Source organism: Acidobacteriota bacterium (assembly GCA_030697165.1).
Lineage (GTDB): Bacteria > Acidobacteriota > Vicinamibacteria > Vicinamibacterales > UBA2999 > 12-FULL-67-14b.
Genome location: JAUYQQ010000008.1, coordinates 379,074 through 394,353, shown reverse-complemented (window position 1 = coordinate 394,353; position 15,280 = coordinate 379,074). Strand labels below are relative to the sequence as shown.

The following is a 15,280-nucleotide window of genomic DNA, read 5'->3' as shown; positions in this document are numbered from 1 at the left end:
TGCTCCCCTTTTACGGTTCGCGTAAGTCCTCAAGAAACTCCGTCACCCTAGCTAAGACTCCGTCCGGCGCCCGGGGGTCTTCGGGGGCCGTCTTCAGGATCTCGGCCTTGGTAAAGCCGGGGGTCACCTCCCCGGCAGTAGCTCTGGCCGTCCACCAGGCCGGCGCACGCTTGGGCTTCAAGATGGGCTTGGGGCCTGGGGCTTGGGCCTTGGGCCCGGTTCCCGACGAGGATTGCCCTCCCGACGGGCGGTTCCCTCCCGACAAGCTTTGCCCTCCCGGCTGGAGCGGTGCCGCCCGAAGGTCAAGTTTCACAGTGCTGGGCGGCAATAGCGTCAGATTTGCACGTTCCTGCACCATCCCGATCAGGCGCATCGGGTCCACCTTGGCCTTCTCGCGGAACTTGAACACCACGAGCGGACCGTCGCGGTCCACGGTCTCGATGCCGAGGTTGTCGGCCAGCACCCGGATGCGCGCGAAGTCGGCGAGGTTCAGCACGGCCGTGGGCGGCGGGCCGTAGCGGTCGCGCACCTCGTCCACGTTCTTCGCAATCTCCTCTTCGGAGCGCGCGCCGGCCATGCGCCGGTAAATCATCAGGCGCTGGTTCATGTCGGGCACGTACTGGTCGTCCAGGCGGAAGTCCACCTTCAGGTTGACCGTCGCCCGCACATCGTCTTCGAGATCCTCGCCCTTCAGCTCGCGGATGGTCTCTTCGAGCAGCTTCATGTACATCTCGAAGCCGACCGCGTCGATGGTGCCGCTTTGCTCGCCGCCCAGCAGGTTGCCGGCGCCGCGAATCTCGAGGTCGAGCGCCGCCACGCGGAAGCCGCTGCCCAAATCGCTGAACTCCTTCATGGCGGCCAGCCGCTTGCGGGCCACCGGCGACAGCGCCTCTTCAGGCGGGATCAGCAGGTAGGCATACGCGGCGCGATCGCTGCGGCCGACGCGTCCGCGCAACTGATAGAGCTGCGACAGGCCGTACCGATCCGCGCGGTTGATCACGATGGTGTTCGCGTTGGGGATGTCGAGGCCGTTTTCGACGATGGTCGTTGAGAGCAGGACGTCGCACTTGTGGGTCATGAAGTCGAGCATGGCCTTTTCGAGCGTGTCCTCGGCCATCTGGCCGTGACCCACCACCACGCGCGCCTCGGGCACCAGGCGCTGAATCAGGTTGCCCATGGAGTAGATCGACTCGACGCGGTTGTGAACGAAGAACACCTGGCCGCCGCGCGCCAGCTCGGCGCGGATGGCGCGGGTGATCACCGCGGAGTCGAATTTCACCACGTTGGTCTGGATCGACAGGCGATCCTTCGGCGGCGTCTCGATCACCGACATGTCGCGAATGCCGACCAGCGACATGTTCAGGGTTCGCGGGATAGGTGTCGCCGTCATGGTGAGGACGTCCACCTTCTTGCGCATCTGCTTGATGCGCTCCTTGTGCGCCACGCCAAACCGCTGCTCCTCGTCCACGACGAGCAAGCCGAGATCCTTGAACTGCACGTCTTTCGACAGCAGACGGTGGGTGCCGACGATCACGTCGAGGCGTCCGGCAGCCAGGGCCTCGAGGGTTTCCTTGATCTCGAGCTTGGTGCGGAAGCGGCTGACCATGTCGATCTTCGCCGGGAACGCCGCGAATCGCTCGGTCAGCGTCTTCAAATGCTGCGCCGCGAGCACCGTCGTCGGCGCCAGGAACGCCACCTGCTTGCCGTCCATCACCGCCTTGAACGCCGCGCGCATGGCCACTTCGGTCTTGCCGTAGCCGACGTCGCCGCACAGCAGGCGGTCCATGGGCGTGGGCGATTCCATGTCGCGCTTGATGTCGGCGACCGCCGTGGCCTGATCGACAGTGAGATCGAACTCGAAGGCGCCTTCGAACTCCTCCTGCCAGTGCGTGTCGGCGCTGAACGCGTGGCCCGGCACCGCCTTGCGCGCGGCATAGAGCTTGAGCAGCTCTTCGGCCATGTCGCGCATGGCCTTCTTGACCTTGCTCTTGGCCTTCTCCCAGGTCTGGCCGCCCAGCCGATCCAGCGGCTGGCTCGCCGCGCCGGTGTACTTCTGGATCAGGTCGAGGCGTTCGACCGGCACAAACAGCTTGGCGTCGCCGTGATACTGGAGTTCCAGGAATTCCTGGACGATGTCGCCGCCGCCGACGGAGATTTGCTTGAGGCCGATGAACTGGCCAATGCCGTGGTCGACGTGGACGATCAGGTCCTTGACCTTGAGGTCGCGCAGGTCCGAAAGGAACGTCGCGGCCAGCGAGCGCTTGCGGCCCTGGGCACCCTTGCGCCGCTCCTCTTCGAAAATGTCGGTCTCGACATACATCCGGAGGGCGACGGCTTTAGCCGTCGCCTCGTCGGTGCCCGTCCGAATCGAGAACCCGCGCGACAGCCATCCTTCGGCGACCAGCACCGCGCCGGAAACGACGTCCCCTGCCTCGGTGGCCATCACCGCGCGGACGTCGTAGTCGCGCAGCAGCTCCACGGTTCGCTCGGCGCGGCCGTGCGTGCCGGCCACGAACACCACGCGATCCCCGCGCTCGAGCGCCGCGCGGACGTCCGCCACCCAATCGGCAATGCGTCCATGGAACGACGCCACCGGCTGCACCGATAGCTGCGTTCGGAGGGCGGGGACTTCAGTCCCCGCCGCAGCGTCGTCGTCCAGGCCCAGCTCCTCGATGATGCTCGCACCGGAAAGGGCGGACTCGACTTCCGGCCATGAGACCATCAATTCCGACGGCTGCGCCTTGAGCACCGCGGCGCCCTTCGCCGAACGCTCTACCGCATCCGCGTACGAAGTCTGCAGCTGTTCCCACGCCGTCTCGATCTGCTTCTGCACATCGGCGGGTTCGGCCACGAAGATGCTGTGGTCGCGCGTGGCGCGGACGTAGTCGAACACCGTGGCGGTGCGGCCGTCTGCTTCGCGCACCGGCACCAGGCCGAAGCGGTCGAGCGTTTCGACCGACCGCTGCGTGCTGGGGTCGAAACGGCGGATCGACTCGACCGTGTCGCCAATGAACTCGATGCGAACCGGCAGGTCGTCGCCGGCCGGGTAAATGTCGAGAATGCCGCCGCGCCGCGCGAACTCGCCGTGCGCATCCACTGGATCCGCCGGCTCGTAGCCGCCGGCCACCAGGGTGTTGGCCAGCGCCTGCGGATCGATGTCGATGCCCGGCGTGATCTCGTACGATGCGAGCAGTAGGACCGTCGGGTCGGTCAGCCGCGGCAGCAGGGCCGACGCCGACGCCACGATGACGCGGGCCTTCGACGTGGAAAGGGCATGCAGCGCCCTGGCGCGGGCGGACGCAACCTTGAGGTGCGGCTGGAAGCCGCGATAGGGATCAACCTGGGGTGAAGGGAACGGCAGTACCTGCTGTTCGACCATGGCATCCGCCGAGCCTTCGAGCGCGCCCAGGAAGAAGCGGATGTCGCTGACCGCGGTCTCGATGTCGGCGTCGTTCGGCACGACGTGCAGCACGACACCGTCGCGCAAACCCCGCGCCGCCGCCGCCACCGCCATGGCCCGTACAGGGGGCGTCGCACCACTGATGCGCCGGGAGGGGGTGGAGAGGCCACTTTGCCCGAGAACCGAAATCAGCAGCGACCGTAACGCGAGTGACGGAGCGCTAGACATGCACGAACTAACCTTGCCGAACTATTGATTATAGCTTCCCGAACATGACGGGAGGGCACTCCTCGTCGGGAGGGCACTCCTGGTCGGGAGCGTCATGCGGCGGTGGGGTGCTCCTGCAAAAAAAGAGTACTGACGGTGCGTTTAATTGAGCGCTACCCAGCGAGTTTTTTGCAGGGGCAGCCCTCCGCTGCGTGGTGCGACTCACCCGCGAATACGCTCGACGATGGCGGTCGTGGAGTAGCCGGGTGCCAGGGCGATACGGACGACTTTGCCGCCTCGAGCTTCGACAACATCCCTGCCGACAATGGCGTTCTCGCCCCAGTCGGCGCCCTTCACCAGGATGTCGGGCTGCAGGGCGCTGATGATGGCGTGCGGGGTGTCTTCGTCGAATACCACCACCGCGTCCACCGATGCCAGCGCGGCCAGGACTTCGGCGCGCTCGTTCTCAGGATTGATCGGCCGGCCGGGCGCCTTGTCGAGCGCGCGGGTCGAACGGTCGCTGTTCACGCCGACGATCAGCAGTTCGCCCAGGGCGCGCGCATCGCGAAGGTAGCGGACATGGCCGGGATGGAGGAGGTCGAAGACGCCGTTGGTGAAGACGACGGTTTGTCGCTCGCTTCGCGCACGGCTTACTAGAGCCTGTGCCTCGCTCAGGGTCATGACTCTAGTATCCAGATGCCAGATGCCAGATGCCAGAAGAACTCTTGTCTTTCTGGCTACTGGCTACTGGCTACCGGCTACTGGCTACTGGCTACTGGCTACCGGCTACTGGCCTCTGAACGTAATCCCGCCGCCGAAGGTCCAGCGATGCGCCGGCCGGTAGATGCCGACGTCCCTGATCTTCGACTTCACGCGGAAGGTGTAGAGCAGGCGGTGATAGTCGTACGGGTAGCCGTCGGCCTTGTGGGCCGCCAGGTCGAGCCGATACGTTCCCTCCACCAGGTCGAGGCTGTCGATCTCGAACGTCACCGCGCCCTCGCCGTCGATCGCGGACGGCTGAAACTCCTCGAGGTTGGTGTTGGTGCCGTACACGCACACGCCGTCGGCATTGAACAGGCCGAGGCCAAACACGAAGTCGGTGATCGGCTCCTTGGCCGTCACGGTCATGTGCACCGTGATGGCGTCGCCACTCTGGAACACGTGACCCGACTCGCCGTCGGGGCCGCTGATCGAGACGTCCGTGATCTCGATCTCGCGCGTACCCCATCGACCTTCGGTCGCCTTGAACCCATCGCGGTTCGTCTCCGCATCGTCCACCGGGTTCTGCGGGGCCTCTCCGGTTCCCGGTTCGGACGTATCGGTCGGACTGAAGTCCGACCCTACGGCCGGTTCCGAAGCTGTCGCGGCCAGGCGCGCGGACTCTGCTTTGGCCAGCGAGTTCTCTTCGCTGTCCTCGACGTTCATGACGTACGCGGCGACCACCTTCTTGGGGTCGCCCTCGCCCTTCGATACGCCCTTGTCGAGCCAGTGCGCTTCGTCGCAGAACTTCTCGACCAGGTCGAGCGAGTGGGTAACGAGCAGGATCGACTTGTTGCGACGGCGGAACTCCGAGAACTTGTCGAGGCACTTGTGGGTAAAGCCCTGATCGCCGACCGCCAGCACTTCGTCCACCAGCAGCACTTCGGGATCCACGTGGATGGCGACCGCAAAACCCAGGCGCATATACATGCCCGACGAGTAGGTCTTGACCGGGGCGTCGATGAAGTCCTGCATCTCGGCAAACTCGACGATTTCGTCGAAGCGCCGCATCACCTCTTTCTTGCTGAGGCCCAGCATGATGCCGTTGATGAAGATGTTCTCGCGGCCGGAAATCTCGGGGTGGAAGCCGGCGCCAAGCTCGATCAGCGCCGAGATGCGGCCGTCAACCTTGACCTCGCCCTCGGTGGGCCGCGTGATGCCGGCCACGCACTTGAGCAACGTGCTCTTGCCCGAGCCGTTGCTGCCGATCACGCCGTAAGTGCAGCCCTTCGGCACCGAGAACGACACGTTCTTCAGCGCCTGAAACGTCTCGTCCGGCTTCAGGTCGCCGAGGAGGCTGCCGTCGAGCAACGCCGACTTGAGGGTGGCAAACTGCCGCCGCCGCGCGTAGCGCCGGTAGACCTTCGAGACGTTGATGACGTCAATGGCGGGCTTCATACAACCACGAAGGACACGAAGGGAAGAACCACGAAGGACACGAAGTCACTATTGGAAGACCCCAAGACGAGGTTCCTTCGTGAGCTTCGTGGTTCACTTCGCGTTCTTCGTGGTTGCATTCAGACCTCTTCGGCAAAGCTGTCCCGCAACCGATCGAACACGAAGTATCCCGCAAAGAACACCATCACCGACAAGACGCCCAGGGCCAGCAGCCATTTGTAGTGGCCGTGCGGGCCCGGGAAGAACAGCACCTCCTGATACGAGATCATCAGGTGCGTCATCGGATTGAGGTTCAGCCACCACCGCAGGTCTTCGGGCGCAGTCAGCATCGGGTAGATGATCGGCGTCGAGAAGAACCACAGCGTCAGCAGGTTGCCCAGCAGGTCCTTCACGTCGCGGAAGTGGACCGTCAGCGCCGACAGGAACAACGCCAGCCCGGTGGTGAGGACCAGCTGCACCAGCACGATCACGGGGAACCAGAGCAACTCCACCGGATCCACGGGGCGCTGGTAGTAGATGATGAACGCCGCGAGAATCGGCAGACCCAGGAAGAAGTGCACCATGTTCGCCAGCACGGTGACGATCGGCAGCACCTCCGCCGGGAACATCACCTTCTTGATCAGGTTGCCGCCGGCGATCAGCGTGTTCGAAGACTCGAGCAGCGATGACGAAAACCAGGTCCACGGCAGGATGCCGCAGAACATGAACAGCGCGTACGGCTCCATCTCGGCCGGGTGAATGCCGACCAGCACCTTCGTGAACACGAAGGTGTAGATCAGCAACAGCATCAATGGATTGAAGAACGACCAGAAGAACCCGAGGACCGAACCCCGGTAGCGCGCTTTCAGATCGCGGACCACCAGCGTCTGGATCAGGCCGCGAAACCTAAAGAGCTTCTGGAGGTTTGAAAACATGAATGGGAACAGCAGAAGTATCCAGTATCCAGTAGCCAGATGCCAGAGGAGACAAGAGCTCTTCTGGCTACTGGCTTCTGGCTACTGGCTACTGGCTACTGGCGACTACACCCGCCGGCGGCTCTCCGCCTGCAGCTGTTGCAGGGTCTGGAGTAGCGCGAGCCTGGAGCGTTCCCAGTCGATATCGTGGGGCACGGCGCCCAGCTGCTCTTCCGCGCGCTTCATGCCGGCCTCGGCCCGCGCCTGGTCGAGGTCTTCGGCACGCTCGGCAACCTGCGCCAGGATCGACACCTTGTCGGGCAGCACTTCCACGAACCCGATCGAGACGAGCAGGCTGTGCCTCTCGGCACCTTGCCGGTACCACATGGCGCCCGTGCGGAGCGCCGTGAAGAACGGCGTGTGCCCGGGCAGCACGCCGAAGTCGCCCTCGACACCAGGCAACGACACCTCGTCCACCTCGTACGACATCGAGTGGTCGGGCGAGACGATGTGAAGGGTTAGCTTGCTGGGTAATGCCATCTGCGCCTTTCAGTATCCAGTAGCCAGTAGCCAGATGCCAGAAAGACAAGAGATCTTCTGGCTACTGGCTACTGGCCTCTGGCTACTGCTTCAGGGTTTTTGCCTTCGCGATCGCTTCGTCGATCGTCCCGACCAGGTAGAACGCCTGCTCGGACAAGCCGTCGTGCTTGCCTTCCGCAATTTCCTTGAAGCCGCGGATGGTCTCTTCGATGGTGACGTACTTGCCTTCGAGGCCGGTGAACTGCGAGGCGACGAAGAACGGCTGCGACAGGAAGCGCTGGATCTTGCGCGCGCGCGACACCGCCAGCTTGTCTTCTTCAGACAGCTCGTCGATGCCGAGAATCGCGATGATGTCCTGCAGGTCCTTGTAGCGCTGCAGAATTTGCTTCACCTGGCGGGCGACGTTGTAGTGCTCGTCGCCAATGACGCGCGGGTCGAGAATGCGCGAAGACGAAGCCAGCGGATCGACGGCCGGGTAAATGCCGAGCTCGGCAATCTGGCGCGACAGGTTGGTGGTGGCGTCCAGATGGGCGAACGTCGTCGCCGGCGCCGGGTCGGTGTAGTCGTCGGCGGGCACGTAAATGGCCTGCACCGAGGTGATCGAGCCCTTCTTGGTCGAGGTGATGCGTTCCTGCAGCGCGCCCATTTCCGACAGCAGCGTCGGCTGGTAACCGACGGCCGACGGCATGCGGCCGAGCAGCGCCGACACTTCGGAACCCGCCTGCGTGAAGCGGAAGATGTTGTCAATGAACAGGAGCACGTCCTTGTTCTCGGCGTCGCGGAAGTACTCGGCGACGGTCAGCGCCGACAGGCCGACGCGCAGGCGCGCTCCTGGCGGCTCCGTCATCTGGCCATAGACCAGCGCGGCGCGGCTCTTCGACATGTCTTTCATGTCGATCACGCCCGACTCCTGGAACTCGAGCCACAGGTCGTTGCCTTCGCGGGTGCGTTCACCAACGCCCGCGAACACCGACACACCGCCGTGCTTCATGGCGATGTTGTTGATCAACTCCATGATGATGACGGTCTTGCCGACGCCGGCGCCGCCGAACAGGCCGATCTTGCCGCCCTGCAGGTACGGCTCGAGCAAGTCGATGACCTTGATGCCGGTCTCGAACATCTTCAGTTCGGTGGACTGCTGCTCCAGTGTCGGAGCCGGCCGGTGAATGGGCCAGTGCTCTTTCGCCTTGACCGGCATGTCCGGGAAGTCGACCGGTTCGCCCAGCACGTTCAGCACGCGACCGAGCGTTTCGGGACCGACCGGCACCGAGATCGGCGCGCCGGTGTCGATCACGCTCATGCCGCGCTGCAAGCCGTCGGTCGGCTTCATCGCGACCGTGCGCACGCGGCCCTCGCCCAGGTGCTGCTCGACCTCGGCGACGATGTCCACCTTCTCGCCACCCGATGAGCCATCGTCCACGATCCGGACGGCGTTGTAGATGGCCGGCAGGTGCCCGCCCTCGTACTCGACGTCGATGACGGGTCCGATGACCTGGATGACCTTGCCGACTTTTTGATCTGCTGCTGCTGTAGCCATATGTTTTCTCGCTCGTTCGTTCGGAGGGCGGCGGCTTTAGCCGCCGCCGGATCAACAGCGACGGCTAAAGCCATCGCTCTCCGAACGTCGAAGGTCTATGTCGCTTGAGCTCCCGAAACCACTTCAATAATCTCGCGCGTGATGGCGGCCTGACGGACCTTGTTCATGTACAGGGTCAGGCGATCGACCATTTCCTTGGCGTTGCGCGTCGCGCTGTCCATGGACTGCATGCGCGCCGCATGTTCGGCGGCCGACGATTCGAGCAACGCGCGCGACACCTGCACCGCCACGTGCATCGGCAGCAGCGTGTTGAGCAACTGCTCGGGATCGGGCTCGAACAGGTAATCCACCGACTGCTGGACCTCCGCGGACGCCACGTGGAGTTTCGGGATCGGCAGCAGCTTTTCGATCACGACGCGCTGCGAGATCACCGACTTGAACTCGTTGTAGACCAGGTAGACCGAGCTGATGTCGGGTCCCATGAACTCCTTGATCGCGGTCGCGGCAATTGCCTGCGCGTGCGACCACTGGACGTTCTGGAACAGGCCGACTTCCTCGTAAAGCACGTCGAAGCCGCGACGCAGGAAGAAGTCGCGGCCCTTGCGGCCAACGAGCGCCATGGCGACATCGCGACCATCCGGTGATTTCGGAGTGTCGATCGAGAACTGCAGCGCCGCCTTGGCGACGTTGGTGTTGAAGCTGCCGCACAACCCGCGGTCCGCGGTGATCACGATCAGCAACGTGCGCGCGGCCCGTGGATCGTCGTTCAGCAGCGGGTGCTTGGTCGAGTCGGTGCGCGTCGCCAGGTTATTGAACACCCGGAGCATCTCCTGCGCGTACGGACGGCCGCGGAGAATGCGCTCCTGCGCGCGGCGCAGCTTCGACGAAGAAACCATCTTCATGGCCTTCGTGATCTGCTGCGTCGACTTGACCGCCCTTACCCGGCGGCGGATGTCTAACAATGACGGCATGTTGTGTGCGCCGCGCAATAGTAGCCAGATGCCAGATGCCAGATGCCAGAAAAGACAAGCGTCCTTCTGGCTAACTGGCTACTGGCTACTGGTTACTTCGCGAGAGCTCCCTTCATGGAAGCGAAATGCTCTCCAAACTCTTTCAGCGCCGCATTCAAGTCGGCCTTGAGCGCATCGTCCAGCTGCTTCTTCTCGCGGATCGCCTGCAGCACGTTGCCGAAGCGGGTCTGCATGAACTTGACCAGCTCGTCCTGTGCGGCGCCGACATCGGCGACGGCGATCGGGTCGAGGAAGCCGTTGACGCCGGCATAGAGAATCACGACCTGCTGCTCAACCGCCAGCGGCGCGTACTGCTTCTGCTTCAGCACTTCGACGAGACGGGCGCCGCGATTGAGCTGGTTCTGGGTCGCCTTGTCGAGGTCGCTGCTGCCGAACTGCGCGAAGGCCGACAGCTCGCGGTACTGCGCGAGGTCGAGACGCAGGGTGCCGGCGACCTGGCGCATGGCCTTGATCTGGGCCGCGCCGCCGACGCGCGACACCGAGTTGCCGACGTTGATGGCCGGCCGCACGCCCTGGTTGAACAAGTCGGCTTCCAGGAAGATCTGGCCGTCGGTAATCGAGATGACGTTGGTCGGGATGTACGCCGACAAGTCGCCGGCCTGGGTTTCGATGATCGGCAAGGAGGTCAGCGAACCGCCGCCCAGCTTGTCGTTCAGCTTCGCCGCTCTCTCCAGCAGGCGCGAGTGCAGGTAGAAGACGTCGCCGGGGTACGCCTCGCGGCCGGGCGGACGGCGCAGCAGCAGCGAGATTTCGCGATACGACTGCGCGTGCTTCGAGAGGTCGTCGTAAATCAGCAGCGCGTGCTGGCCGTTGTCGCGGAAGTACTCGCCCATGGCCGTCGCCGAGTAGGGGCTGATGTAGAGCATGGGCGCCGGGTCCGACGCGGTCGCGGCGACCACGATCGTGTAGCGCATGGCATCGGCTTCCTCGAGCGTGCGCACGACCTGCGCCACCGTGGACTGCTTCTGGCCGATGGCGTTGTAGATACAGATGACGCCGGTGTCCTTCTGGTTCAGGATGGCGTCGAGCGCGACCGCGGTCTTGCCGGTCTGGCGGTCGCCGATGATCAGTTCGCGCTGGCCGCGGCCAATCGGCACCATGCCGTCGATCGACTTGAGCCCGGTCTGCATGGGCTCGCGCACCGACTGGCGGTCAACCACGCCGGGCGCAATGCGCTCGATCGGCGACAGCTTCTTGGTGAGGATCGGACCTTTGCCGTCGATCGGCTGGCCGAGCGCGTTGACGACGCGGCCGAGCATTTCTTCGCCGACCGGCACCGAGATGATGCGGCCGGTGCGCTTGACGGGATCGCCTTCCTTGATCACCGTGAAGTCGCCCAGCAACACCGTGCCGACGCTGTCTTCTTCAAGGTTGAGGGCAATGCCGAACACCCCGTGCGGGAATTCGAGCATCTCGCCGGCCATGGCGCGCTGGCAGCCATGCACCTTGGCAATGCCGTCACCCACTGACACCACGGTGCCGGTCTCGGCCACATCCACCGCGACGGCAAAACTGCCAATCTGCTCGCGGATGATCTTGGAAATCTCGTCGGCTTTTATGCTCATAACGTTTCTTGTCGTAGCCAGATTCCAGTATCCAGATGCCAGAAAGGCTCAGTCCTTCTGGCTACTGGCTACTGGCTACTGGCTACTACTGTTTCCCTTCAGCGAGCTGTACTCTCAGGCGAGCCAGCTGTGTTCTTACGCTGCCGTCGTACACCGTGCTGCCGATCGTCGCGACCACGCCGCCCATGAGGGCGGGGTCAACGCTGACCGACAGGTCCACGTTCTTGCCCGTGACCTTGCTGAGGCTGCTGACCAGGGCGGCGGTCTGCTCCGGCGACAGCGGCGCGGCACTGGTAACGTCGGCGCGCACAATGTTCTGGTGCGCGTGCAGGCGCGCGCGGAAGGCCGCCACCATCCCGGGCACCAGGCTGAGTTTCTGTGACAGCGCGAGCACCATCAGCATCTTGCGGAGCGGTGGCGCGGCCTCGAGCTTGTCGGCGATGGCGCCGATCACGCTCTGGCGTGCCTCGTCTGGCACGCCGTGGCGCGTCGCCTGGTGCAGCAGTTCGTGATGCTCGTGCATGACCTCGGCCAGCACGGTCAAGTCGCGATCGATCTTCTCGAGGTCGGTCTTCTCTTGCAGCGCGACGTCGAACAGCGCCTTGGCGTAGCGATTGGCGGAAGCGCTCATGAGCGGTCCTTCACCTGGGTCAGGTACTGATCCACCAGTCGCGCCTGATCGGCGGCCGTGATTTCTTTCTTCAGCCGCTCGGTCGCCAGCTGCACCGACAGGTCGGCGGCGTGCTCGAGAATGTCTCTCTTGGCGAGACGCACCTGCAAGTCGATCTCGCGGCGCGTCTGCTCGAGCAGGCGTTCGCGTTCGGCGTCGGCCGCCGCGGCAATGCGCTTCTCTTCGGAGACGATCTCGTCGGCGCCGCGCGCGCGCAGCGCCGCCAACTCACCGGGCAGCGCCTGCAGCTTCTGTTCGACCGCCGCGAGCTGCGCTGTGGCCGCGGCCTTGATCTCGGCGGCCTCCACCAGGTCCTTGCGGATGGTGGCGCTGCGGGTGGCCAGGTACTCTTTCATCGGGCCGTTGCCGAAGTAGTAGATCACGCCGACGAAGATGATGAAGTTGGCGACCGGCCAACCCATGTGCAGGATCATCTCGCCGATGCTTTGATTGCCGCCGCCTTCTGCCGCCAACGCGGGGGCGGCGAACATGGTCGCCATCGCGAAGAGCATTGCTGACACACGCTTGCCGCGCCGAAGCTCGCCGATGGTCCTGAGCGAAGGCGGGAGTTTGCGCTTTAATTCACAAGCGGCGAGGAGTGTGGTCTGCACTTCGGGTCCCTGCTTGTGACTAGGAGGCGCGGCCGAGGACGCGGGTGACGATTGCGCCGGCCAGGTTGTTGGCATCGCGGTCGAGGGTTTCGCGCGCGGCCTGTGATTCCTGCTGCACGCGTGCGGTCGCGGTCTTCAATTCCTGTTCGACGGTGGCGCGCGTGGCCGTCAGCAGCGACGCGCGCTTGTCGAGCGCGGCCTTGCGCATGTCGTCCATCTGGCCGTACACCTCGGCGCGGGCCGCGTTCAGTTTCAAATCGTATTCAGCGGCCGCGGCGGTCGCCTTGTGCGAGGCCGACTCGGCGAGCTCGCGGGCGCTGCGCACGGCGGTGCTGCGCTGGTCAATGACCTGCAGGATCGGCTTGAACACCAGGCTGTTCAGCAGGTAGGTGCACAGGAGCAGGAACGCGACGACCCAAAGGGTGGTGATGTCTGGTGTTAACAAACGGTTAATCGTATCACGCGGAAACTAGGGTGCCTAGGGGGCCTTGGGTGCCTGAGGTGCCTGAGGTGCCTAGGGGGCCAACGGTGCCTAACGGTGCCAAAAGTGCCCAGGTGCCAGGCGGGCCAGACTCTTGTTTTTGGGCAAACGACAAAATTACCTGATTCTAAGCCGCCAACCGCCTTCAACCTCGACCGATCCTACGAAACAAGCTGGAACGCCCGCCTTCGTCAACAGGGTCAGCGCCTGGTCGGCCTGAGAGGGGTCTAACGACAGGAACAAGCCTCCGGAGGTCTGGGGGTCGAAGACCAGGTCCCGGAGCTCATCGGTAACGCCCGGACCGAACTCGACCCCAGCTGCGAAGTGCTCGCGGTTGGTGGCCATACCGCCCGACTTGTTGGCGGCCACCATTTCGAGCACCCCGGGGATCAGCGGCAAGGCGGCCGCATCCAACTCGAGGGTCACGTGGCTGGCGGCGGCCATCTCCGACCCGTGGCCGGCGAGGCCGAAGCCGGTGATGTCGGTACATGCATGCACGCCGTCCAGGCCGGCAATGGCTTCGGCGGCGGCCTTGTTCAGCGTACGCATGGACGCGACGGCGTGCTCCACAACCTGCTCGGGCGCGCGGCCGAACTTGGTCGCGGTGCCGACGATGCCGGTGCCGAGAGGTTTGGTGAGGATTAAGCGATCGCCCGCCCTGGCGCCGGCGTTGGTGAGAATGCGCTTCGCATCGACCGCGCCGGTGACCGAATAGCCGAACTTGATCTCGCGATCCTGCACGGTGTGCCCGCCAAGCAGCGCCACGCCCGCTTCGCGCAGCTTGTCGAAGCCGCCACGGAAGATCTGCGCGATGTCGTCGGTGTGCAGGCCGTCTTGCGGAAACGCCGCAATCGCCAGCGCGGTGAGCGGGCGGCCACCCATGGCATAGACGTCGCTCAGCGAATTGGCCGCGGCGATCTGGCCGTAGAGATACGGGTCGTCCACGATCGGCGTGAAGAAATCGACCGTCTGCACCAGCGCCGGACCACTCTCCCACGCGTACACACCGGCATCGTCCGCCGTCCGGTAGTCAACCAGGATGCGTGGATCGGTTTGAACTGGTATGCCGCTCAGGACCTGAGCGAGCTCGCCCGCGGCGAGTTTGCTCGCTCAACCAGCGCAGCTGACCATCTCGGTCAGCCGGCGCCTTTGTTGTTCAGTCATCAGTGCTCCAATGCAACCACGAAGGGCACGAAGTCAAACCACGAAGGACACGAAGAATTCCCGGTAAGAAGCGGTTTCGTGTTCTTCGTGATTTCTCTTCGCGTCCATCGTGGTTATTTTTTCTCCGTCAGGTACTCGTAGATCCGCTGCAGCTCTGTCTCGTTGGTAAACGAGATCGCAATTGTGCCGCCCTTGCCTCGCCGCTTAATCTCGACCGGCGTGCCGAGCGACAGGCGCAGCTGCTCCTCCGCGGCGCGGACGTGCACGTCCTTCTTCGGCGCGGCCTTCTTGTCGGGCTCCGGTTGCTTGCGCGCGAGTTCGTGCTTCACGAGCGCTTCGGTTTCGCGCACCGACAGGCCGCGCGAGACGACGTCGCGGGCCAGGCGGCGTTGAGCCCCGTCGGCTGGCAGCGCGACAATCGCGCGCGCGTGGCCCATCGACAGCGCGCCCGAGGCGACGTTGGCGCGCACCTCGTCGGGCAGCTTCAGCAGGCGCAGGTAGTTGGCGACGGTCGCGCGGTCCTTGCCGACCTGCTGCGCAATGTCCTCCTGCTTCAGGTGAAACTCGTCCACCAGCCGCTGGTAGCCGGCGGCGGCCTCCATGGGGTTGAGATCCTCGCGCTGGATGTTTTCAATCAGCGCCATCTCGAGCAGGCGTTTCTTGTCGCCGCCCGCGATCTCCTTGATCACGACCGGGACCTTGGTGAGCTGGGCGCGTTGGGCGGCGCGCCAGCGGCGTTCGCCGGCGATGATCTGGTAGCGATCGCGCGCGGTGCCGGTGCTCGGCAGCTTGCGCACGACGATCGGCTGGATCACGCCATTGGCGCGAATCGACTGCGCCAGGTCGTTCAGCCGCTCGTCGTCCATCTGGCCGCGCGGCTGGTAGTGGTTGGGCTCGAGCAGGTCGATGTCAACGTCGAGCGACGCGCGGGGCGTGGTGAGGGCGTCGGTCGCGTCGGGAATCAGCGCGCTCAGTCCCTTGCCGAGGGCGGGTCGTTTGTCCATGGCTAGCTTTCGCTCTTCAA

The 15,280-nt window shown here is 64.4% G+C and carries 13 protein-coding genes; all 13 read right to left on the bottom strand.

Features of this window, described 5'->3' with window-relative positions; translation table 11 throughout:
• Window positions 1-10: 10 nt before the first annotated feature.
• On the bottom strand, window positions 11-3,628 hold the full coding sequence (gene mfd / locus Q8T13_08035; protein MDP3717696.1) for a transcription-repair coupling factor: 3,618 nt from the start codon (window positions 3,626-3,628) through the stop codon (window positions 11-13).
• Window positions 3,629-3,829: 201 nt separating this feature from the next.
• A complete protein-coding gene (gene rfaE2, locus Q8T13_08030) occupies window positions 3,830-4,288 on the bottom strand; it encodes a D-glycero-beta-D-manno-heptose 1-phosphate adenylyltransferase (protein MDP3717695.1) in 459 nt (152 codons plus the stop codon).
• Between the two features lie 105 nt (window positions 4,289-4,393).
• Complete coding sequence (locus Q8T13_08025; protein ID MDP3717694.1) at window positions 4,394-5,764, bottom strand: ABC transporter ATP-binding protein; 1,371 nt, start codon at window positions 5,762-5,764, stop codon at window positions 4,394-4,396.
• A gap of 119 nt (window positions 5,765-5,883) precedes the next feature.
• The gene (locus Q8T13_08020) at window positions 5,884-6,678 is read right to left on the bottom strand and encodes an ABC transporter permease (protein ID MDP3717693.1); all 795 of its coding nucleotides are present in this window, start codon (window positions 6,676-6,678) and stop codon (window positions 5,884-5,886) included.
• A 105-nt stretch (window positions 6,679-6,783) separates the two neighbouring features.
• Window positions 6,784-7,197 carry a F0F1 ATP synthase subunit epsilon gene (locus tag Q8T13_08015; GenBank protein MDP3717692.1) on the bottom strand — a complete coding sequence of 138 codons (414 nt, stop codon included), beginning with the start codon at window positions 7,195-7,197 and terminating at the stop codon, window positions 6,784-6,786.
• 82 nt (window positions 7,198-7,279) lie between these two features.
• The gene (atpD, locus tag Q8T13_08010) at window positions 7,280-8,734 is read right to left on the bottom strand and encodes a F0F1 ATP synthase subunit beta (protein ID MDP3717691.1); all 1,455 of its coding nucleotides are present in this window, start codon (window positions 8,732-8,734) and stop codon (window positions 7,280-7,282) included.
• 95 nt (window positions 8,735-8,829) lie between these two features.
• Window positions 8,830-9,705: an ATP synthase F1 subunit gamma gene (atpG, locus tag Q8T13_08005; GenBank protein MDP3717690.1), complete on the bottom strand. Its 876-nt coding sequence runs from the start codon at window positions 9,703-9,705 to the stop codon at window positions 8,830-8,832.
• Between the two features lie 92 nt (window positions 9,706-9,797).
• The gene (gene atpA / locus Q8T13_08000; GenBank protein MDP3717689.1) at window positions 9,798-11,330 is read right to left on the bottom strand and encodes a F0F1 ATP synthase subunit alpha; all 1,533 of its coding nucleotides are present in this window, start codon (window positions 11,328-11,330) and stop codon (window positions 9,798-9,800) included.
• Window positions 11,331-11,415: 85 nt separating this feature from the next.
• Window positions 11,416-11,961 carry an ATP synthase F1 subunit delta gene (atpH, locus tag Q8T13_07995; GenBank protein ID MDP3717688.1) on the bottom strand — a complete coding sequence of 182 codons (546 nt, stop codon included), beginning with the start codon at window positions 11,959-11,961 and terminating at the stop codon, window positions 11,416-11,418.
• Window positions 11,958-12,500, bottom strand: coding sequence for a hypothetical protein (locus tag Q8T13_07990; GenBank protein MDP3717687.1), 543 nt, complete (start codon window positions 12,498-12,500; stop codon window positions 11,958-11,960). Before Q8T13_07990 ends, atpH begins: the two co-directional genes overlap by 4 nt.
• A gap of 130 nt (window positions 12,501-12,630) precedes the next feature.
• Window positions 12,631-13,056 (bottom strand): ATP synthase F0 subunit B, encoded by a 426-nt coding sequence (locus tag Q8T13_07985; protein ID MDP3717686.1) that lies wholly within the window; start codon window positions 13,054-13,056, stop codon window positions 12,631-12,633.
• Between the two features lie 153 nt (window positions 13,057-13,209).
• Window positions 13,210-14,256, bottom strand: a complete 1,047-nt coding sequence (gene selD, locus Q8T13_07980) for a selenide, water dikinase SelD (protein ID MDP3717685.1) — start codon at window positions 14,254-14,256, stop codon at window positions 13,210-13,212.
• A 113-nt stretch (window positions 14,257-14,369) separates the two neighbouring features.
• Entirely contained in the window at window positions 14,370-15,260 is an 891-nt protein-coding gene (locus Q8T13_07975; protein ID MDP3717684.1) for a ParB/RepB/Spo0J family partition protein, read from the bottom strand.
• Between the last annotated feature and the right edge of the window lie 20 nt (window positions 15,261-15,280).